Genomic DNA, 21815 nt, shown 5'->3' with positions numbered 1-21815 from the left:
GCGCGGCACCGGCATTCCCGGATGAGGACAACTCCCCGAGGCGCGCGGGGCCGTGTCGGCACGCGGCTCCGCCGCGCGGACGCGACGATCCCCCCTCGGCCCGCGGACGGCGCCCGCCCCCGCAGCGCAGCACTGAGGGGCCGCACCTCGAAAGGTGCGGCCCCTCAGTTACCGGCTAGAACTCAGCGACCGGAGGTCAGCTCTGGCCGCCGGCCAGCTTCTCGCGCAGCGCGGCCAGCGCCTCGTCCGAGGCCAGCGCACCGGAGTTGTCCGGGCCCTCGGAGGAGTACGAGCCGCCACCACCGGACGCGGCCGGAGCCGCACCCGCGGTGTCGACACCCTCGGCAGCGGCCTTCTCGTCCGCCTCGCGGGACTTGATGACCTGCGCCTGGTGCTGCTCGAAGCGGGACTGCGCCTCGGCGTACTGGGTCTCCCACGCCTCGCGCTGGGTCTCGTAGCCCTCGAGCCAGTCGTTGGTCTCGGGGTCGAAGCCCTCGGGGTAGATGTAGTTGCCCTGGTCGTCGTAGGACGCGGCCATGCCGTACAGGGTCGGGTCGAACTCGACCGCCGTCGGGTCGGCACCGAAGGCCTCGTTGGCCTGCTTCAGCGAGAGGCTGATGCGACGGCGCTCGAGGTCGATGTCGATGACCTTGACGAAGATCTCGTCGTTGACCTGGACGACCTGCTCCGGGATCTCCACGTGGCGCTCGGCCAGCTCGGAGATGTGGACCAGACCCTCGATGCCCTCGTCCACGCGGACGAACGCACCGAACGGAACCAGCTTCGTGACCTTGCCGGGCACGACCTGGCCGATCTGGTGGGTGCGGGCGAACTGCTGCCACGGGTCTTCCTGGGTCGCCTTCAGCGACAGGGAGACACGCTCGCGGTCCATGTCGACGTCGAGCACCTCGACGGTGACTTCCTGACCGACCTCGACGACCTCGGAGGGGTGGTCGATGTGCTTCCAGGACAGCTCGGAGACGTGCACCAGGCCGTCGACGCCACCCAGGTCCACGAAGGCACCGAAGTTGACGATCGAGGAGACGACGCCGGAACGGACCTGACCCTTCTGGAGGGTGGTGAGGAACGTCTGGCGGACCTCGGACTGGGTCTGCTCCAGCCAGGCACGGCGGGACAGGACCACGTTGTTGCGGTTCTTGTCCAGCTCGATGATCTTCGCCTCGAGCTCCTTGCCCACATAGGGCTGGAGGTCGCGGACGCGGCGCATCTCGACCAGGGAGGCCGGGAGGAAGCCGCGGAGGCCGATGTCGAGGATGAGACCACCCTTGACGACCTCGATGACGGTACCGGTGACGATGCCGTCCTCTTCCTTGATCTTCTCGATGGTGCCCCAAGCACGCTCGTACTGGGCGCGCTTCTTCGAGAGGATCAGGCGGCCTTCCTTGTCCTCCTTCTGGAGAACAAGGGCTTCGATCTCGTCACCGACGGCGACGACCTCGTTGGGGTCGACGTCGTGCTTGATCGAGAGTTCGCGGCTCGGGATGACACCTTCGGTCTTGTAACCGATGTCGAGCAGGACCTCGTCCCGGTCGACCTTCACGATGACGCCGTCGACGATGTCGCCGTCGTTGAAGTACTTGATCGTCTCGTCGATCGCGGCGAGGAAGGCTTCCTCGTTACCGATGTCGTTGACCGCAACCTGCGGGGTGGTGGCGGTGGTCTCGGTGCTGCTCGTCATGTGGGAAAGGGCTCCGGTACGGACAGTGAGTCGTAGGTACTGCTACGCCGGAGCCTGTTTCGCTCTGCAGAAGCCGGACAGCAAAAGAAGCGCCGTTCCGAACACCGGGCATCCCGGTGGCGCCTCGAGAACCGAGGGGACATACAACAGATGCGAGCGCAGCCTGCTACGTCTGAGGTGCGCAGGCTCGCAGCGCAACTTGTAGCATACGGGGGCAGCCGGGCAGGGTCAATGCGCGAAGCCCCCCACCCGGGGCGGATCGCCGCATAACCGGCACAATTCCCCCTTCTGGGGGTAGCGCCGCACGTCAGACGCCGCCTCGAGGCCACACAAGACCCGCGCCAGGCAGGACCCCTCGCGCGCCCCCTGTGGCGACAGCCGGGGCAACTTGACGGAAGAGTACGACGATGGAGCCGATCATCCAAGAGCCCGAAGCGTCCGAACCCGAGGCGACCCGACGGAACGCCGACGTCACCGAGAGCTCCCGCGCCAACCGGGGCTGGTGGGACCGCAACGCGGACGAGTACCAGACCGAGCACGGCACGTTCCTCGGCGACGACCGCTTCGTGTGGTGCCCCGAGGGGCTGGACGAGGTGGAGGCCGAGCTGCTCGGCCCGCCGGAGGACCTGAAGGACCGCGACGTCCTGGAGCTCGGCGCCGGCGCGGCCCAGTGCTCACGCTGGCTGGCCGCGCAGGGCGCGCGCCCGGTGGCCCTGGACATCTCGCACCGGCAGTTGCAGCACGCGCTGCGCATCGGGGGCCCGTTCCCGCTGGTGTGCGCCGACGCGGGCGCCCTGCCGTTCGCGGACGGCTCCTTCGACCTGGCCTGCTCGGCGTACGGGGCGCTGCCCTTCGTCGCCGACCCGCGGCTGGTGCTGCGCGAGGTGCGCCGGGTGCTGCGGCCCGGGGGCCGGTTCGTCTTCTCCGTCACGCATCCGATCCGCTGGGCGTTCCCGGACGAGCCCGGCCCGGAGGGGCTGAGCGTCTCCGGTTCCTACTTCGACCGCACGCCCTACGTCGAACAGGACGAGCAGGGCCGCGCGGTGTACGTCGAGCACCACAGGACGCTGGGCGACCGCGTCCGCGACATCACCGCCTCGGGCTTTCGTCTGGTGGACCTGGTGGAGCCCCGGTGGCCGGAGTGGAACACCTCCGAGTGGGGCGGCTGGTCCCCGCTGCGCGGCCGGCTGATCCCGGGCACGGCGATCTTCGTGTGCGTACGGGACTGAGTGCGTGGTCCGTCACGACGCGCTCGACGCCCTCCCGGTGCGCGAGGCCCTTCCCGCGCTGACCGACGCCCTGGAGACGCACGGCACCGCCGTTCTCGTCGCACCGCCCGGCACCGGCAAGACGACCCTCGTGCCGCTGGTGCTGGCCGGGCTGGTCGGTGGCGGTCCCGCGCGGCGGGTGGTGGTCGCCGAGCCCCGGCGGATCGCGGCGCGGGCGGCGGCCCGGCGGATGGCCTGGCTGCTGGGCGAGCAGGCCGGCGGGTCCGTGGGGTTCACGGTGCGCGGGGAGCGGGTGGCCGGGCGCCGCACGCGCGTGGAGGTCGTCACGACCGGCGTGCTCCTGCAGCGGCTGCAGCGGGACCAGGAACTGACCGGGGTGGACGCGGTGGTGCTCGACGAGTGCCACGAGCGGCATCTGGACGCGGACACGGCGGCGGCGTTCCTGTGGGACGTGCGCGAGACCCTGCGGCCGGAGCTGCGCCTGGTGGCCGCGTCGGCGACGACCGACGCGGCGGGCTGGGCGCGGCTGCTGGGCGACGCGCCCGTGGTCGAGGCGCACGGCACGGCCCATCCGGTGGAGGTGGTGTGGGCCCCTCCCGCGCGGCCGGTGCGGCCGCCGCACGGCATGCGGGTCGATCCGGCGCTGCTGACGCATGTGGCGTCGGTGGTGCGGCGGGCGCTGGCCGAACGGGACGGTGACGTCCTGGTGTTCCTGCCCGGCGTGGGCGAGATCGCCCGGGTCGCCGCGCAGCTGGGGCAACCCGGACGCCTCGGGGAGGTCGAGGTGCTCCAGGTCCACGGGCGGGCGCCGGCCGCGGTGCAGGACGCGGTGCTGGCACCCGGGCGGCGGCGCCGGGTGGTGCTGGCGACCTCGGTGGCGGAGTCGTCGCTGACGGTTCCGGGGGTCCGGGTGGTCGTGGACGCGGGACTCGCGCGTGAGCCCCGCGTCGACCACGCGCGCGGGCTGAGCGCGCTGACGACGGTACGGGCCTCGCAGGCGGCGGGCAGGCAGCGGGCGGGGCGGGCCGGACGTGAGGCACCGGGCACGGTGTACCGGTGCTGGGCGGAGGCCGAGGACGCGCGGCTGCCCCGGTTCCCCGCCCCCGAGATCGAGGTGGCCGATCTGACGGCGTTCGCGCTGCAGGCGGCCTGCTGGGGCGATCCGGACGCCTCCGGGCTCGCGCTGCTCGATCCGCCCCCGCGCGGGGCGATGGCGGCGGCCGGGGCCGTCCTGACGGCGATCGGGGCCGTCGGCGCCGACGGGCGGGCCACGGAACGGGGCACGCGGCTGGCCCGGCTGGGCCTGCATCCCCGGCTGGGGCGGGCGCTGCTGGACGCGGCACCGGCCGTGGGCCGCGCGCTCGCCGCCGAAGTGGTCGCGCTGATCGGCGAGGAGGCACCGCGCGGCTACGGGGACGATCTCGCCGATGCCCTGCGTGCCGTGCGGCGCGGGGACGACGCCTATGCGCAGCGGTGGCGGACGGAGGCGCGCCGGCTGCGGTCGCTCGTCTCGGAGGTCTCCTCGGAGGTCTCCCCGGAAGCCGTCCACGCCGCGCCTCCCGCGCCACCCGCGCCGACGGGCGCGGTGGGCGGGGACAGCCGGGAGGGCGGGGAGGGTGCCCGGGTCGGGCTGGTGGCCGCGCTCGCCTTTCCCGAGTGGATCGCCTGCGCGCAGGGCGGTTCGTATCTGATGGTGTCCGGGACGCGGGCCGAGGCCGGCGGGGGCACCGGGCTGCGGGGGGCTCCCTGGATCGCGGTCGCCGCCGCCGACCGGCCGGTGGGGCGGGGGCACGCGCGCGTGCGGCTCGGCGCGGTCGTCGACGAGGAGACCGCGCGGTGGGCGGCCGGGCCCCTGCTGGAGACGCGCGAGGAGGTGCACTGGGCCGACGGCGATGTCGTCGCCCGCCGGGTCGAGCGGCTGGGGGCGGTGGAGCTGGCGGTACGGCCCCGCGCCGACGCGGAGCCCGCCCTCGTGCGGGCCGCACTGCTGGACGGGCTGCGGCGGGAGGGGTTCGGGCTGCTGCGGTGGCCGGCGGGAGCATCCGTGCTGCGGCAGCGGCTGGCCTTTCTGCACGGCCGGCTCGGCGACCCCTGGCCCGCTGTGTCCGACGACGCGCTCCACGCGCGCGTGGCGGAGTGGCTGGAGCCCGAGCTGAGCCGCGCCCGGCGCCGGGCCGACCTGGCGCGGATCGACGCCGGCCAGGCCCTCGGCCGGCTGCTGCCGTGGGCGTCCGGGCAGGCCGCCCGGCTGGACGAACTGGCCCCCGAACGGATCACCGTCCCCAGTGGGTCCGCGATCCGGATCGACTACTCCGACGCCGGGCAGCCGGTGCTCGCGGTGAAACTCCAGGAGATGTTCGGGCTCCAGGAGACGCCGCGGGTGGCCGGGGTGCCCCTGCTGGTGCATCTGCTCTCCCCGGCCGGGCGGCCCGCCGCCGTCACCTCCGACCTCGCCTCCTTCTGGAAGGACGGATACAAGGGCGTACGGGCCGAACTGCGCGGCCGTTACCCCCGGCATCCGTGGCCCGAGGACCCGGCTGCCGCCGAACCGACCCGGCACACCAACGCACGGCTCAGGCGGTGACCCTGCTCCTATGAGCCGCTGGTGGGGCCGGGCGACGCCGTCCCGGCGGCGGCCACCGTCAGTTCGACCGTGAGGGTCGCGCCGCCCGCGGTGGTGACACGGAGCAGGAAGGTGCCGGTGGTGTCGTCCGCGTAGAGCTGCGGCAGCGTCAGGAGACCGTCCTCGTCCGTCTCCAGGCCGTTCAGGGTGCGGACGGCCTTGCCGTCGTCGTCCTTGAAGTAGGGGCCCTCGTCGTTGACGGCCGGGTCGTCGGCCGACGTGATCAGCGTGGCGGTGGCCGCGACCTTGCCGGCCGGGGCGCCGTCGTGGGTGGCCCGTACCTCGACCCGGTGGGCGAACTCGCCGCCCGGGGTGCAGGTCAGTGCCTCGTCACCGGTGCGCACGACGGTGTCGGCGGTGCGCTCGGTGACGGTGGCCCGGTAGTCGAGGCCCGGGACGATGCGGCCGACGACGGTGGCGCGGACGGTGACGTCGCCCGTCTTCTCGCCCGCCCGGAGCGCGGGCGCCACGGCGACGCCGGCACTGTCGGTGACGACGGTGGCCACGCTCTCGCCGCCGGTGAAGGTGGTGTCGGTGTCGCCGAGGACGGTGAAGCGGATCCGCACCTTCGCGACGGCCTTGCCTTCGCCCGTCTCCGCGCGGGCGCGGATCCTCTCGGTGAACGCGTCGCCCGCCCGCGCGGTGAGCCTGCCCGTGCCGGCGTTCTCCAGGTGGTCCACCGTGTCGGTGGGCGTGGGGGGCCTGCTGGGCGGCGGTGCCGTCGGGGGCTGTGTCGTGCCCGGCGGTGTGCTCGGCGTGCCCGGGGAGGAGGCCGGCGGCTTGGGGCCGGGGCTGCTGCTGCCGCCGCCCGGCGTGTCGGGGCTGGGGCTGGGCTTCGGTGACGTGCCCGGGGCCGCCGGGGTGGTGCCCGGCGCCGTAGACGGCGCCGACGGCGAAGAGGGCGATGACGGGGATGACGGCGATGACGGGGAGGGACTCGTGGTGCGGTCGTCGCTGCGGTCGCCGGGCAGGGTGCCGGTGCCGTCCGGGATCTCGTGCGTGCCCTTGCGGTAGTACTCCAGCCACGACAGGACGGTGTTCAGGTAGTCCCTCGAAGGGTTGTAGCTGAGGATCGCCTTGTCGAGGTCCGCCCGGTCGGACAGGTCCCAGCCGAAGCGGCACAGGTAGTGACCGGCCGCCAGGGCGGCGTCGTAGATGTTGTTGGGGTCCTTGCGGCCGTCGCCGTTGCCGTCGCGGCCCGCCCATTTCCAGGTGGACGGGATGAACTGCATGGGGCCGACGGCGTTGTCGTAGGCACTGTTGCCGTCGTACTCGCCGTTGTCGGTGTCCCGGATGAGCGCGAAGCCGTTGCCGTCGAGCTGCGGGCCGATGATCGGGGAGAGGGTGGTGCCGTCGGCGTCGACGCGCCCGCCGCGGGCCTGGCCGGACTCCACCTTGCCGATGGCGGCGAGCAGTTGCCAGGGCAGGTTGCAGCCGGGCTTGGACTCGCGCAGCGCCGCCTCGGCCTTCTTGTAGGCGTCGAGGACGGTCGCGGGTATGCCCGCCTCGGAAGCGCCCGGCGTGAGCGGGTCGGTGCTCGCGGACGGGGCGGGGTTGGGGCTGTTGAGCGGCGGAAGGTCCGTGTAGTAGGGCGAGTTGCCGGTCGCGCCGGGGTCGTCGGTGCTTTCGCCGGGCGCCGAGGTGGCGTCCGGCGCGGCCCGCCCGCCCGGGTCGCCGATCGTCGCGCCCGGGGCCTGGGACGCGGACAGGGCCGCCACCGCGGCCGCCGCCACGGCGGTGGTTGCCGCTCCCTTGCGCAGCCTCCTGCCGAAATGCGCCGCCATAGAGTGAACCCCTCCCCGCGGACGCCGGAGCATCCGTCGTCATCTGTCACGCCCGCCCGGTTGTGACGATCCAGCCCGCCCGCCGGTTGCACCTGACACGGCGACTCCCGCGACCCTACGGCAACATCCTTTGCCCGCACACCCGTTCATGCCCGGTATTCGCCGGTTGGCCACACTCGTCCCCGCACGGGTACGGACTGCGGTGTCGCTCATACTGTGGTCCGCCGAGCACCGGGACCGACCGGCCCGGTCAACGAGCCCTCCGAGGAGCCGAGTTGCCCTTCACGTTGAGCCATGCGGCGGCGGTCCTGCCCGCCGTACGAACCGACGGGACCGGCCGGGGCCCCCTGGTGCCGGCCGTTCTCGTGGCGGGCAGTCTCGCCCCGGACCTGACCTACTACGCGGCCAGTGTCCTGTCCGGAGCGATGGAGTTCGGGGACTTCACCCACTCGTTCCCGGGCGTCCTGACCGTGGATGTGTGCATCGCCTGGGCGCTGGTGGGTCTGTGGCTCCTGATCCGCGAACCGCTCGTGGCGCTGCTGCCGCGGCCCTGGCAGGGGCGGACGTCCGCCCTGCTGCGCTGCGGCACGCCGCCCGCGCGGGTGCGGGCCTCCCTGGTGGCGCGCTGGTACGTCTCGGCCGTGCTCGGTGCGCTGACGCATGTGGTGTGGGACGCCTTCACGCACCTCGACCGGTGGGGGATGCGGGTCTTTCCCGTCCTGGGACGGGAGATCGCGGGCTCACCGCTGTACTGGTATCTGCAGTACGGCGGTTCGGCGGTGGCCGCGGTGGTGATCGTCGTGTTCCTGGCACGGGCGCTGAAGCGGGCGGCGCCCCGGTCCGCGCCGGCGGGGGTGGCGACGCTGTCCGCTGCCGACCGGTGGGGGGCCGCCGCGCTGCTCGGCGGCTGTGCGCTGGTGGGGGCCGTGCATCGGGCCGCGCGGTGGTGGGACTACTGGGGTGCGACCGCGAAGCCCTGGGAGCTGATTCCCACGGTGTGTTTCGGGGCGGGCGCCGGGCTCGTGACCGCGCTGCCGCTGTACGCCGTGGCGGTCAGGGCGCTGCGTCCGGCCCCGGTCACCGGGGACCCCGATGACGCCGGTACGGGGCGGCCGAGCCGTACGGCCGCACGCTGAGGGGCTCCCCGGCCGCCACGAACACGGTGACGGTACGGACGGGGCGGGGGCGGGGCAGCAGGGTGAGGGTGAGCGCCAGATAGCTGCGGGTCAGCTCGGCCCACAGCCGCCACGGGGGCGGCTCGCCGGCACCGGGCGACGGGGCGGACGGTGCGGCGGCCCCGCGGCCGGTGCACCATCGGCCGACGCGGCGCAACGCGGTCGTCAGGGGGGCGGGAGTACGGGCGGTACTTGCGGTGGCCGCGAAGACCGGAACCGGCGAGAACGCCTCGAGGGTGGGTCCGTCGGCGTCGGTCGGCGGGGGCCCCGCTCTGCGGTGAAGCATGCGTATACCCATGCCCCGCATCCTGGCGCCCGGCCCCCGCGACGGCCTGCCCGCGAGGTCCACGCGGGTGAGACCCCTCAGGGGACGAAGCCGAGGACGAAGCCGAGGACGGGGTCGTGCCGGAGGACGCCATCGGGCGCCCTCCGGCACGGCCCGCCGACTCCGCCCGGCAGGGCTAGTGCGCCGCCGACTCCCAGTCCGGGCCCGCGCCGATCGAGACACCCAGGGGGACGCGGAGCCGGACCGCGGCGGCCATCTCCCGGCGGATCAGCTCTTCCGCGGCCGGGCGCTCGCCGGGGGCGATCTCCAGGACGATTTCGTCGTGGACCTGGAGGAGCATCCGGGACGTGAGGTCCGCCTCGCGCAGCGCCCGGTCCACGTTCAGCATGGCGATCTTGACGATGTCCGCCGCCGTGCCCTGGATCGGCGCGTTCAGCGCCATCCGCTCGGCCGCCTCGCGGCGCTGGCGGTTGTCGCTGTTGAGGTCGGGCAGGTAGCGCCGGCGGCCGAAGAGGGTCGCCGTGTAACCCGTCGCCCGAGCCTCGTCGACCACGCGGCGCAGGTAGTCCCGCACCCCGCCGAACCGCTCGAAGTACGCGTCCATCAGGGCGCGGGCCTCGGCCGCCTCGATGTTCAGCTGCTGGGAGAGGCCGAAGGCGGACAGCCCGTACGCGAGGCCGTACGACATCGCCTTGATCTTGCGGCGCATCTCCGCGTCGACCGCGGACTGCTCGACCGCGAACACCTGCGCGGCGGCGGTGGTGTGCAGGTCCTCGCCGGAGGTGAACGCCTCGATGAGTCCGGCGTCCTCGGAGAGGTGCGCCATCACCCGCAGTTCGATCTGGCTGTAGTCCGCCGTCATCAGCGACTCGAAGCCTTCCCCGACGACGAACCCGCGACGGATCGCGCGGCCCTCGTCGGTACGGACCGGGATGTTCTGCAGGTTCGGGTCGGTCGACGACAGGCGGCCGGTGGCGGCGACCGTCTGGTTGAACGTGGTGTGGATGCGGCCGTCCGCGGCGATGGTCTTGATCAGCCCCTCGACGGTGACGCGCAGCTTCGCCTGCTCACGGTGCCGGAGCATGATCACCGGCAGTTCGTTGTCGGTCCGGCCCGCCAGCCAGGCCAGGGCGTCGGCGTCGGTGGTGTACCCGGTCTTGGTCTTCTTCGTCTTCGGCAGGCCGAGTTCACCGAAGAGGACCTCCTGGAGCTGCTTGGGCGAGCCCAGGTTGAACTCGTGTCCCGCCGCCGCGTGCGCTTCCTGCACGGCCTGCTGCACGGCGCCCGCGAACATCTGCTCCATGCCCTCGAAGTGGGTCCGGTCCGCCGCGATGCCGTGCCGCTCCATGCGGGCCAGCAGGACGGACGTCGGCAGCTCCACGTCCCGCAGCAGATCCGCGGCGCCCACCTCCGTCAGACGGTCCTCGAAGGCCTCGCCCAGGTCGAGGACCGCGCGGGCCTGCACCATCAGCGCCTCGGCCTCGGCGGTGTCGTCCGCGCCGAAGGCCAGCTGGCCGTCGGCCGCGGCGGCGGGCTCCAGCTCGCGGTGCAGGTACTCCAGGGACAGCGCGTCCAGGTCGAAGGAGCGGCGGCCCGGCTTGACCAGGTAGGCGGCGAGCGCGGTGTCCATGGAGACGCCCCGGATGCTCCAGCCGTGCTCGGCGAAGACCCGCATCGCGCCCTTGGCGTTGTGGAACACCTTGGACCGCTCCGCGTCGGCGAGCCATGCGGCGAACGCCCGCTCGTCGCCCTCGTCCAGCTCGGCCGGGTCGAACCAGGCGGCCGGCCCCGCGGCCGCCGCCAGGGCGACCTCGGCGACCGAGCCGGCCCCCAGCGCCCAGGTGTCGACCGTGGCGACGCCGAGGGGCGCGGTGCCGTGCTCGGCGAGCCAGCCGGCCAGCTCGCCCGCGCCCAGGACGGTGCCGTCCAGCTCCACCCCGTCCGCGACGACCGGGGCCGCCTCGGGCTCCTGCGCACCGGGGTCGACGGCGAAGAGCCGCTCGCGCAGCGACGGGTTCCTGATCTCCAGGGTGTCCAGGACCATCGCGACGGCCTTGCGGTCGTAGGCGGTCCGCTCCAGGTCGGTGACGTCCCTGCCCAGCTCGACCTGCCGCTCCAGCTCGGTGAGGCGGCGGTTGAGCTTGACCGACTCCAGGTGGTCGCGCAGATTCTGCCCGACCTTGCCCTTGACCTCGTCGACCCGCTCGACGAGGTCCGCGAAGGAACCGAACTGGTTGATCCACTTCGCCGCCGTCTTCTCACCGACGCCGGGAATGCCGGGCAGGTTGTCGGACGGGTCGCCGCGCAGCGCCGCGAAGTCCGGGTACTGCGCGGGCGTCAGCCCGTACTTCTCGACCACCTTCTCCGGGGTGAACCGGGTCAGCTCGGAGACACCCTTGGTCGGGTACAGCACCGTGGTGTGCTCGGAGACCAGCTGGAAGGAGTCCCGGTCGCCGGTGACGATCAGCACGTCGAAGCCCTCGGCCTCGGCCCGGGTGGCGAGCGTGGCGATGACGTCGTCCGCCTCGAAGCCCTCGACGGCGAAGCGCGGGGCGCTCATCGCGTCGAGCAGCTCACCGATCAGCTCGACCTGTCCCTTGAACTCGTCCGGTGTCTTGGAGCGGTTCGCCTTGTACTCGGGGAACTCCGCCGACCGCCAGGTCTTGCGGGAGACGTCGAAGGCCACCGCGAAGTGGGTGGGCGCCTCGTCGCGCAGCGTGTTCGCCAGCATCGACGCGAAACCGTAGATCGCGTTCGTCGGCTGGCCCGTCGCGGTCGTGAAGTTCTCCACGGGCAGCGCGAAGAACGCGCGGTAGGCCAGCGAGTGCCCGTCCATGAGCATCAGTCGCGGACGGGCCTCGCCGGAGGTCTGGTCGGTCTTCTTCGCTGCTGTCTCTGCCACGCCCCCGATCCTGCCACGCGCCACTGACACTCGGCCCCGCCCCCGTACCCCGGGACGCCCCCCGGCACCGGGACCACCCGCACCGGCCCCGAATCCTCCGGCCTCCGCCCGGCCCCCGTCGCCGTCACCGCCGCGTGCGAGGATCGGAGGCGTACGTCACACGTGTACGCGAAGAGGAGTGCGCGATGGCCACCAAACCGCCCAAGGGTGATCCGGTCCAGGACGCGCCGCAGGTCACCGAGCCGAAACGCGCGGCCGCGGGCCTCACGGCGATCGGCCACAGCCTGCGCATGGCGCACCGGCAGATGGGCCTGAAGCGGACGGCGCTGACCCTGCTCGACGTCAACCAGAAGGACGGCTTCGACTGTCCGGGCTGCGCCTGGCCCGAGCCGGAGCACCGGCACACCGCGGAGTTCTGCGAGAACGGCGCGAAGGCCGTGGCCGAGGAGGCCACCCTGCGCCGGGTCACTCCCGAGTTCTTCGCCGCGCACCCCGTCGCCGACCTGGCCGGCCGCAGCGGCTACTGGCTGGGCCAGCAGGGCCGCCTGACCCGCCCCGTGTACCTCCCCGAGGGCGGCGACCGCTACGAGCCCGTCACCTGGGAGCGCGCCTTCGACATCGTCGCCGAGGAGATCACCGCCCTCGGCTCCCCCGACGAGGCCCTCTTCTACACCTCCGGACGCACCAGCAACGAGGCCGCCTTCCTCTACCAGCTCTTCGCGCGCGAACTCGGCACCAACAACCTGCCCGACTGCTCGAACCTGTGCCACGAGTCCTCCGGCTCCGCCCTGTCCGAGACGATCGGCGTCGGCAAGGGCAGCGTCCTGCTGGAGGACCTCTACAAGTCCGACCTGATCATCGTCGCCGGACAGAACCCCGGCACCAACCACCCCCGCATGCTGTCCGCCCTGGAGAAGGCCAAGGCGAACGGCGCGCGGATCATCACCGTCAACCCGCTGCCCGAGGCGGGCCTGGAGCGCTTCAAGAACCCGCAGACCCCCAAGGGCCTCGCCACCGGCACCGCCCTGACCGACCTGTTCCTGCAGATCCGCCTCGGCGGCGACCAGGCCCTCTTCCGCATCCTCAACAAGCTGATCGTCGACACGCCCGGCGCCGTCGACGAGGACTTCGTCCGCGAACACACGCACGGCTACGAGGAGTTCGCCGAGGCCGCCCGCGCCGCCGACTGGGACGCGACACTCGCCGCGACCGGCCTCACCCGCGACGACATCGAGCAGTGCCTGCGCATGGTCCTCGCGTCGAAGCGCGTCATCGTGTGCTGGGCGATGGGCCTCACCCAGCACAAGCACTCCGTTCCCATGATCCGCGAGATCGTCAACTTCCTGCTGCTGCGCGGCAACATCGGCCGCCCCGGCGCGGGCGTCTGCCCGGTGCGCGGCCACTCCAACGTCCAGGGCGACCGCACCATGGGCATCTTCGAACGGCCCGCACCGGAGTTCCTGGACGCCCTGGAGAAGGAGTTCGGCTTCACGCCCCCGCGCGAGCACGGCTACGACGTCGTACGGGCCATCCGCGCGCTGCGCGACGGGAAGGCGAAGGTGTTCTTCGCCATGGGCGGCAACTTCGTCGCCGCCTCCCCCGACACGGAGGTCACCGAGGCCGCGATGCGCCGGGCCCGGCTGACCGTGCACGTGTCGACCAAGCTGAACCGCTCGCACGCCGTCACCGGTGCGCGCGCCCTGATCCTGCCGACCCTGGGCCGCACCGAACGCGACCTGCAGGACGGTGGCGAGCAGTTCGTGACGGTCGAGGACTCCATGGGCATGGTGCACGCCTCCCGCGGCCGCCTCGAACCGGCGAGCGGGCAGCTGCTGTCCGAACCGGCCATCGTGTGCCGGCTGGCCCGCCGGGTCCTCGGCGCGGACAGCAAGGTCCCCTGGGAGGAGTTCGAGAAGGACTACGCGACGATCCGCGACCGCATCGCGCGCGTGATCCCCGGCTTCGAGGACTTCAACGCGCGCGTGGCGCACCCCGGAGGGTTCGCCCTCCCCCACGCCCCGCGCGACGAACGGCGCTTCCCCACCGCCACCGGCAAGGCCAACTTCACCGCCGCGCCGGTGGAGTACCCCGAACTGCCCGAGGGGCGGCTGCTGCTGCAGACACTGCGCTCGCACGACCAGTACAACACCACGATCTACGGCCTGGACGACCGCTACCGGGGCATCAAGAACGGCCGCCGCGTGGTGTTCGTCAACCCGCAGGACGCGCGGGAACTGGGGCTCGCGGACGGCTCGTACGTCGACCTGGTCAGCGAGTGGAAGGGCAGCGGGAACGGCGACGACCGCGACGACCGCGACGACCGCGACATCATCGAGGAACGCCGGGCGCCCGGTTTCCGCGTGGTGCACTACCCGACGGCCCGCGGCTGCGCCGCCGCGTACTACCCGGAGACCAACGTCCTGGTGCCGCTGGACGCGACCGCGGACACCAGCAACACCCCGGCCAGCAAGTCCGTCGTGGTCCGTCTGGAACAATCGGCGGCCGACTGAGCGTTTGCTCAGTGGCCACCGCCGCGGCCCTGGCGGTGCCGCAGTGCCGTATGCCGCAGTGATCACGACGAACGGAGCCGGGCCCCATGGGAGAGCAGCAGCACGTGAAGTTCCCGCAAGAGGTCATCGACGAGTACACCGCGCTCGGCGTGGATCTGCAGGCACTCTTCTCCGCGGGCCATCTCGGTACGCGCATGGGCGTGCAGATCCTGGAGGCCTCGGCCGAGCGGGTCGTCGGGACGATGCCGGTGGAGGGCAACACCCAGCCCTACGGGCTGCTGCACGGCGGCGCCTCCGCCGTACTGGCCGAGACCCTGGGCTCGGTGGGGTCGATGCTGCACGGCGGTGCCACCAGGATCGCCGTGGGCGTCGACCTCAACTGCACCCACCACCGGGGCGCCCGCTCCGGCCTGGTCACCGGCGTCGCCACCCCGGTGCACCGGGGGCGGTCCACGGCGACGTACGAGATCGTCATCAGCGACGAGGCCGACAGGCGGCTGTGCACCGCGCGCCTGACCTGTCTGCTGCGGGACGTGAACCCGGGCGACGCCGAGCGGGCGGCCGGCGCCACCGGCTGACCGGCGCGTGAGGGTGCGGGGGCGGCCGTGCGGCCGCCCCCGCACCCGTTTCCCGGCACCGCCACGGCCCGCACCGCCGCCCGCCACGGGTGGCGGGCAGCCGGTGGCGGGCGGGCGCTCCACCGTTCGGGACATGAAGCGAAAGGCGCCTCCCGGCCCGCCGTGCGGGCCTTCGGCCCCTGCCCACCGCGGTGCCGCTCCGGGCGGCCGTCCCGGCCGCCGACTGCGGCCCGTGACGGCATCCTGCGACGCCGTGGCCGTCGCGCGTCCCGCCGGTGAACCCCAAGGCCGACCGGCCACCCGCGACCTGACCCGCCGTCAGCCGAGCGAGTCCCGCGCCGAGCGGCGCCGCGCGAACAAACCGGCCGAAGTGCACCGGCATTGACCGGCCTCGCCCCGCGGAACCTCGCGACGGGACCAGTGACTCGGCCGTTCCACCTCTCCCCCCGCACCTTCCGGCCCGCACCGCACGCCGTGGAGCACCCCCGCCGTTCCCGCCCGAAGTGACCGCTATCACCCCCCTGAAACCGCAGGCCACAAGCCCGGGAGGGGGTAAACGGAATTCCGGACTCACCGCCAAACTCCGTGCAGAATACAGCTATTCCGTCGCCGTCATCCATACATTTCCAGCCACCCGCGACACCCGCCCCGACCCCCGATCCGGGCGCCCCTTTCCGGACAAAATCAGGCCCCGTACACAAGATCACCATCACCCCGCACGCCACGGAATGCGAAGAATCGCCGGGGCGCCGGACAGCCCTTCCGGGCGTAACTCTACGTAATACGCGTGCGATACGGACCCACGGCCCCACCTGCGGCCCCCGCCCCGCACAGGATCTCCCCCCAAGCCCGACAGGTCGCCTGCAGCAACGATTTCAGGTAATCACCAAAACCCCTGACACACCTGAACTCCTCCCGTCCGGTCCTGCGGTTTCTCATGATCCGGACAGCGCAAAACGGATGTAATTCCGCCGTACCCCCCACGGAATACCGCTCTGCAATACGTCGTGTCATAACAAGAGAGTCACAGCCTTGGCCAGACCCTCCTCCGCATTCCCCACACCCGCTTAGAGTCACGGCCAGTCACCGCGCCGCCTGATTGTCACTTCGGCCCAGCGCTCGACTCGGCCGTTTCCACCGGGAAACGCCCGTCAGGGGAAAGGACTGGATCGTGCGTCAACGTTCGCTCATCGCCATCACCGCCGCGCTGTCAGCGGGAGCGCTCACCCTCACCGCCTGCGGCTCACGAGGCGGAGACGAGGGACCGGACTCCGGCAACGGCGGCACCACCACCGTCACCATCGGCGTCGACGCCCCGCTGACCGGCGACCTGTCCGCACTGGGGCTCGGCATCAAGAACTCCGCCGACCTGGCCGCCAAGACTGCCAACAAGCAGAACTTCGTCAAGGGCGTCACCTTCAAGATCGTGGCCCTCGACGACCAGGCACAGCCCTCCTCGGGCCAGCAGAACGCCGTCAAACTCGTCGCCGACAAGACCGTCCTCGGCGCCGTCGGCCCCCTCAACACCTCCGTCTCCGAGTCCATGCAGAAGGTCTTCGACGACGCGAAGCTCGTCCAGGTCTCCCCCGCCAACACCGGCCCCTCCCTCAGCCAGGGCCCCGACTGGCAGACCAAGAAGGTGCGCCAGTACAAGGCCTACTTCCGCACCTCGACCACGGACGCCGTCCAGGGCCCGTTCGCCGCGCAGTACGTCTACAACGACGCCAAGAAGAAGAAGGTCTTCGTCATCGACGACAAGAAGACCTACGGCGCGGGCCTCGCCGGCACCTTCACCGAGGAGTTCAAGAAGCTCGGCGGCAAGGTCGTCGGCACCGAGCACATCAACCCCGACACCAAGGACTTCTCCGCGGTCGCCACCAAGGTGAAGAAGTCCGGCGCGGACGTCGTCTACTACGGCGGCGAGTACCCGCAGGCCGGCCCGCTCAGCAAGCAGATCAAGGCCGCCGGCGCCAAGATCCCGCTCGTCGGCGGCGACGGCATCAACGACGCCGACTTCGTCAAACTGGCCGGCCCCGACAGCACCGGCGACCTCGCCACCTCCGTCGGCGCCCCGGTCGAGGAACTCGACTCCGCCAAGAAGTTCGTGGCCGACTACAAGGACGCCGGCTACAAGGACGAGTACTCGGCCTACGGCGGCTACTCCTACGACTCCGCCTGGGCCATCATCGAGGCCGTCAAGAAGGTCGTCGAGGACAACGGCGGCAAGCTGCCCTCCGACGCCCGCGCCAAGGTCACCGAGGCCATGCAGAACGTCTCCTTCGACGGAGTGACCGGCCAGGTCTCCTTCGACGAGTTCGGTGACGCCACCAACAAGCAGCTCACCGTCTACAAGGTCGAGGACGGAGCCTTCGTGCCCGTCAAGTCCGGTACCTTCACGGGCTGACCGAGCCCTACCACTCAACCAGCCGCGCGGGGCGCTGTTCCACTGGCGCCCCGCGCGTGCTCGCATCCGTCGAACATCCGAAAGTCTCGGAGGACATGCGGTGAACGAACTGCCGCAGCAGCTGGTCAACGGCCTGCTACTGGGATCCATGTACGGGCTGGTCGCCATCGGCTACACAATGGTCTACGGCATCGTCCAGCTCATCAACTTCGCCCACGGCGAGATCTTCATGACCGGCGCCTTCGGCGCACTCTCGGTCTACCTGTGGGTACTTCCGAACGGCACGTCCATGTGGATCGCGCTGCCGCTCATGCTCCTCGGCGCCATCATCGTCGCCGTCCTCGTCGCCATGGGGGCGGAACGGTTCGCCTACCGCCCCCTGCGCGGCGGCCCACGCCTGGCGCCCCTGATCACCGCCATCGGTCTCTCCCTCGCCCTGCAGCAGGCGGTGTGGGCCTGGTACCCGGAAGCCAAGTCCGCCCGCACCTTCCCGCAGATCGACGGAGGCCCCTTCGAGATCGGCAGCGTCACCATCCAGACCGGTGACATCTTCGTCTTCTGCGCCGCCCCGATCAGCATGGCCATCCTCGGCTACTTCGTCATGAAGACCCGTACGGGACGCGGCATGCAGGCCACCGCCCAGGACCCCGACACCGCCAAGCTCATGGGCGTCAACACCGACCGCATCATCGTGGTCGCCTTCGCCCTCGGCGCCACCTTCGCCGCCGTCGGCGGTGTCGCCTACGGCCTCAAGTACGGCCAGATCGAATTCCGCATGGGCTTCATCCTCGGCCTCAAGGCCTTCACCGCGGCAGTCCTCGGCGGCATCGGCAACATCTACGGCGCCATGATCGGCGGCCTCGTCCTCGGCGTCGCCGAAACCCTCGCCACCGCCTACATCTCCGACATCCCCGGCATGCACCAGTTCGGCAGCCAGTCCTGGGCCGACGTCTGGGCGTTCGTACTCCTCATCCTCGTGCTGCTGTTCCGGCCACAGGGCCTGCTCGGCGAGCGCGTCGCGGACAGGGCGTGACACCGATGACCACACAGATCACCGCACCCGAAACCCCCAACGCCCCCACCACCGGCAGCGCACCCACCGGGCTCATCCCCCTCCCGGAACACATCGGCCGCGCCCTGGCCACCGGCGGCGCCCTCCTGACCGTCGCCTCCGCCTTCCTCGCCTGGACCTGGACCTCCGCCTTCCCCGGCGACCTCACCGTCTATGGCTACCCCGGCGGCCTCCAGGTACTCGTCCTCATCGGCGGAGCCCTGACCGCCCTCTTCGCCCTCTCCTCCTACAGCGTCAAGGGCCTCGGCTGGGCCACCCCCGCCGGCGCCGACGCGGCCATCAAACTCGCGGCCCTCGCCGCCTTCGGCACCACCTGGTACACGGTGCTCGCCATCAGCGTGAAACTCGGCGGCGTCGTCAACCTGGAACCCGGCGGCTACCTCGCCGCCGCCGCCAGCCTCACCGCCCTCCTCGGCGCCCTGGCCCTCCCCTTCGAGCGCCCCGACCCCGACCCCATCGACCCCGAGGACAGCGGCTGGAACCAGTTCAAGCACACAACAGCCCACGGCAAGAGGCAACTGCAGGCAGCCTTCGCCACCGGCACCATCCGCCCCCTCGGCAAACTCCCCTCCTACGCCGAGATCCTCATCATCATCGCGGCCATGGCCATCGGCCTCACCGTCTTCACCTACGGCATCGGCACCGCGTACGACGAACTCTTCATCGGCTTCCTCATCACCGTCGGCCTCTGCTTCACCGCACTCCTCAAGGCCGGACTGGTGGCCCGCATCTCGGCGATCACCTCCAAGCACCGCAACATCACCATGATCGGCGCCTTCGTCGCCGCCGCCGCCTTCCCCTTCACCCAGTCCGACGACCAGTACGCCACCATCGGCGTCTACATCCTGATCTTCGCCACCGTCGCACTCGGCCTGAACATCGTCGTCGGCCTCGCCGGCCTCCTCGACCTCGGATACGTCGCCTTCCTCGGCGTCGGCGCCTACACCGCCGCCCTGGTCTCCGGCTCACCCTCCTCACCCCTGCACATCCAGATGCCGTTCTGGGCCTCGGCACTGCTCGGCGCCCTGGTCTCCATGATCTTCGGCGTCCTCATCGGCGCCCCCACCCTGCGGCTGCGCGGCGACTACCTCGCCATCGTCACCCTCGGCTTCGGTGAGATCTTCCGCATCGCCGTCCTCAACACCGACGGCACCTCCGGACCCGACATCACCAACGGCTCCGCCGGCATCTCCTCCATCCCGAACCTGAACATCCTCGGCTTCGACTTCGGCCAGGAACACACCCTCCTCGGATTCACCATCGGCCGCTTCGCCAACTACTTCCTGCTGATGCTGCTCATCACACTGGTCGTCGTGATCGTCTTCCGGCGCAGCAGCGACTCCCGCATCGGCCGCGCCTGGATCGCCGTCCGCGAGGACGAGACCGCCGCACGCGCCATGGGCATCAACGGCTTCCGCGTCAAGCTCGTCGCCTTCGCCCTCGGCGCCACCCTGGCCGGCCTCGCCGGCGCCGTCCAGGCCCACGTCACCTACACCGTGACCCCCGAGCAGTACATGTTCGCCCACGTCGTCCCGCCCAACTCTGCCTTCCTGCTCGCCGCGGTCGTCCTCGGCGGCATGGGCACCATCAGCGGCCCGCTCGTCGGCGCAGCCCTGCTCTACCTCATCCCGGCCAAGCTCCAGTTCCTCGGCGACTACCAACTCCTGGCCTTCGGTCTCGCACTCGTCCTGCTCATGCGCTTCCGCCCGGAGGGCCTCATCCCCAACCGGCGCCGCCAGCTCGAGTTCCACGAGAACACGGAAGCGCCCGCAGCCCTCAGCAAGGCAGGGGTCTGACCCATGACAACCGACACCACCACCCAGGGCGCCACGCCCGACGCGACCGCCCCCCGCGAGACCGTCCTCGACGCACGGGGCGTCACCATGCGCTTCGGCGGCCTCACCGCCGTACGCGGAGTCGACCTCACCGTCAACAGCGGCGAGATCGTCGGACTCATCGGCCCCAACGGTGCCGGCAAGACCACCTTCTTCAACTGCCTGACCGGCCTCTACATCCCCACCGAGGGCGAAGTCCGCTACAAGGACAAGGTCCTGCCGCCCAAGTCCTTCAAGGTCACCGCGGCCGGCATCGCCCGCACCTTCCAGAACATCCGCCTGTTCGCCAACATGACGGTCCTGGAAAACGTGCTCGTCGGCCGGCACACCCGCACCAAGGAAGGACTCTGGTCCGCCCTGCTGCGCGGCCCCGGCTTCCACAAGGCCGAAGCCGCCTCCCGCGAACGCGCCATGGAACTCCTCGAGTTCGTCGGCCTCGCCCACAAGGCCGACCACCTCTCACGCAATCTGCCCTACGGCGAACAGCGCAAACTCGAGATCGCCCGCGCCCTGGCCAGCGAACCCGGCCTGCTGCTCCTCGACGAGCCCACCGCCGGCATGAACCCGCAGGAAACCCGCGCCACCGAAGAACTGATCTTCGCCATCCGGGACATGGGCATCGCCATCCTCGTCATCGAGCACGACATGCGGTTCATCATGAACCTCTGCGACCGCGTCGCCGTACTCGTCCAGGGCGAAAAGCTCATCGAAGGCGACAGCGCCACCGTCCAGCAGGACGAACGCGTCATCGCCGCCTACCTCGGCGAGCCCTTCGAAGGAGCGCCCGGCGAGGAGGAGATCGCCGAGGTCGAGAGAGCCGAAGCACAGGCCGAGACGCAGGCCGAGACCCAGGCCGAGGCAGAGGCCGGGACAGCGGCCGAAACCACGACAGACGCCGATGCCGCCGAGGCCACCACGGACGCCGCGCCCGGCAAGGAGAACGACCGATGACCGCACTCCTCGAAGTCGAAGACCTCAAAGTCGCCTACGGCAAGATCCAAGCCGTCAAGGGGATCTCCTTCAAGGTCGAAGCCGGCGAAGTCGTCACCCTCATCGGCACCAACGGCGCCGGCAAAACCACCACCCTGCGCACCCTCTCCGGCCTCCTCAAGCCGGTCGGCGGCCAGATCAAGTTCAACGGCAAATCACTCAAGAAAACCCCGGCGCACGACATCGTCGCCCTCGGCCTCGCCCACTCCCCCGAAGGCCGGCACATCTTCCCCCGCATGTCCATCGAGGACAACCTCCGCCTCGGCGCCTTCCTCCGCAACGACAAGGCAGGCATCGAGAAGGACATCCAACGCTCCTACGACCTCTTCCCCATCCTCGGAGAACGCCGCAAGCAGGCCGCAGGCACCCTCTCCGGCGGAGAACAACAAATGCTCGCCATGGGCAGGGCACTCATGTCCCAGCCCAAACTCCTCATGCTCGACGAACCCTCCATGGGCCTCTCACCGATCATGATGCAGAAAATCATGGCCACCATCGCCGAACTCAAGGCCCAGGGCACCACCATCCTGCTCGTCGAACAGAACGCCCAGGCCGCCCTCTCCCTCGCCGACCACGGCCACGTCATGGAAGTCGGCAACATCGTCCTCTCCGGAACCGGACAGAACCTCCTCCACGACGAATCCGTCCGCAAGGCCTACCTCGGCGTCGACTGACCCCCACCCACCCCGGAAAACCCCGAGGCCCGCGCCCCCACCAGGGAACGCGGG

Annotated in this window: 14 protein-coding genes; 10 read left to right on the top strand and 4 right to left on the bottom strand. The window is 71.3% G+C overall.

From position 1 onward, the window contains the following. Window positions 1-196 precede the first annotated feature (196 nt). Window positions 197-1699 carry a 30S ribosomal protein S1 gene (rpsA, locus tag ACTWJ9_RS25580; protein ID WP_279336616.1) on the bottom strand — a complete coding sequence of 501 codons (1503 nt, stop codon included), beginning with the start codon at window positions 1697-1699 and terminating at the stop codon, window positions 197-199. Window positions 1700-2106: 407 nt separating this feature from the next. Here rpsA and ACTWJ9_RS25575 point away from each other — a divergent pair, with 407 nt between their 5' ends. Together ACTWJ9_RS25575 and hrpB are read left to right on the top strand one after the other, a co-directional pair. Then, the gene (locus ACTWJ9_RS25575) at window positions 2107-2928 is read left to right on the top strand and encodes a class I SAM-dependent methyltransferase (protein WP_279336615.1); all 822 of its coding nucleotides are present in this window, start codon (window positions 2107-2109) and stop codon (window positions 2926-2928) included. A 4-nt stretch (window positions 2929-2932) separates the two neighbouring features. Continuing rightward, on the top strand, window positions 2933-5512 hold the full coding sequence (hrpB, locus tag ACTWJ9_RS25570) for an ATP-dependent helicase HrpB (RefSeq protein WP_279336614.1): 2580 nt from the start codon (window positions 2933-2935) through the stop codon (window positions 5510-5512). Window positions 5513-5520: 8 nt separating this feature from the next. Here hrpB and ACTWJ9_RS25565 read toward each other — a convergent pair whose 3' ends face one another. Further along, on the bottom strand, window positions 5521-7335 hold the full coding sequence (locus ACTWJ9_RS25565; protein ID WP_279336613.1) for a lytic transglycosylase domain-containing protein: 1815 nt from the start codon (window positions 7333-7335) through the stop codon (window positions 5521-5523). Between the two features lie 275 nt (window positions 7336-7610). Here ACTWJ9_RS25565 and ACTWJ9_RS25560 point away from each other — a divergent pair, with 275 nt between their 5' ends. Further along, entirely contained in the window at window positions 7611-8471 is an 861-nt protein-coding gene (locus ACTWJ9_RS25560; RefSeq protein ID WP_279336612.1) for a DUF4184 family protein, read from the top strand. Here ACTWJ9_RS25560 and ACTWJ9_RS25555 read toward each other — a convergent pair. Next, window positions 8413-8808 carry a hypothetical protein gene (locus ACTWJ9_RS25555; RefSeq protein ID WP_279336611.1) on the bottom strand — a complete coding sequence of 132 codons (396 nt, stop codon included), beginning with the start codon at window positions 8806-8808 and terminating at the stop codon, window positions 8413-8415. The two genes, ACTWJ9_RS25560 and ACTWJ9_RS25555, sit on opposite strands and share 59 nt — an antisense overlap. 163 nt (window positions 8809-8971) lie before the next feature. Next, on the bottom strand, window positions 8972-11698 hold the full coding sequence (polA, locus tag ACTWJ9_RS25550) for a DNA polymerase I (protein WP_443294816.1): 2727 nt from the start codon (window positions 11696-11698) through the stop codon (window positions 8972-8974). Window positions 11699-11883: 185 nt separating this feature from the next. Here polA and ACTWJ9_RS25545 point away from each other — a divergent pair, with 185 nt between their 5' ends. The 7 genes from ACTWJ9_RS25545 (at window position 11884) to ACTWJ9_RS25515 (ending at window position 21761) form a co-directional block, all read left to right on the top strand. Further along, window positions 11884-14208 (top strand): FdhF/YdeP family oxidoreductase, encoded by a 2325-nt coding sequence (locus ACTWJ9_RS25545; protein ID WP_443294815.1) that lies wholly within the window; start codon window positions 11884-11886, stop codon window positions 14206-14208. Between the two features lie 86 nt (window positions 14209-14294). Next, window positions 14295-14786, top strand: coding sequence for a PaaI family thioesterase (locus tag ACTWJ9_RS25540; RefSeq protein ID WP_279336608.1), 492 nt, complete (start codon window positions 14295-14297; stop codon window positions 14784-14786). Between the two features lie 1171 nt (window positions 14787-15957). Further along, entirely contained in the window at window positions 15958-17190 is a 1233-nt protein-coding gene (locus ACTWJ9_RS25535; RefSeq protein WP_279336607.1) for a branched-chain amino acid ABC transporter substrate-binding protein, read from the top strand. Window positions 17191-17290: 100 nt separating this feature from the next. Beyond that, window positions 17291-18223 (top strand): branched-chain amino acid ABC transporter permease, encoded by a 933-nt coding sequence (locus ACTWJ9_RS25530; protein ID WP_279336606.1) that lies wholly within the window; start codon window positions 17291-17293, stop codon window positions 18221-18223. A gap of 5 nt (window positions 18224-18228) precedes the next feature. Further along, window positions 18229-20058, top strand: a complete 1830-nt coding sequence (locus tag ACTWJ9_RS25525; RefSeq protein WP_443294814.1) for a branched-chain amino acid ABC transporter permease — start codon at window positions 18229-18231, stop codon at window positions 20056-20058. A 3-nt stretch (window positions 20059-20061) separates the two neighbouring features. Beyond that, window positions 20062-21048: an ABC transporter ATP-binding protein gene (locus tag ACTWJ9_RS25520; protein ID WP_387039659.1), complete on the top strand. Its 987-nt coding sequence runs from the start codon at window positions 20062-20064 to the stop codon at window positions 21046-21048. After that, complete coding sequence (locus tag ACTWJ9_RS25515) at window positions 21045-21761, top strand: ABC transporter ATP-binding protein (protein WP_279336603.1); 717 nt, start codon at window positions 21045-21047, stop codon at window positions 21759-21761. Before ACTWJ9_RS25520 ends, ACTWJ9_RS25515 begins: the two co-directional genes overlap by 4 nt. Window positions 21762-21815 lie beyond the last annotated feature (54 nt).

The organism is Streptomyces sp. GDS52 (assembly GCF_052246875.1).
GTDB lineage: Bacteria > Actinomycetota > Actinomycetes > Streptomycetales > Streptomycetaceae > Streptomyces > Streptomyces cathayae.
Note: the sequence above shows the minus strand (reverse complement) of the source record. Positions and strands in the feature narration are given on the sequence as shown.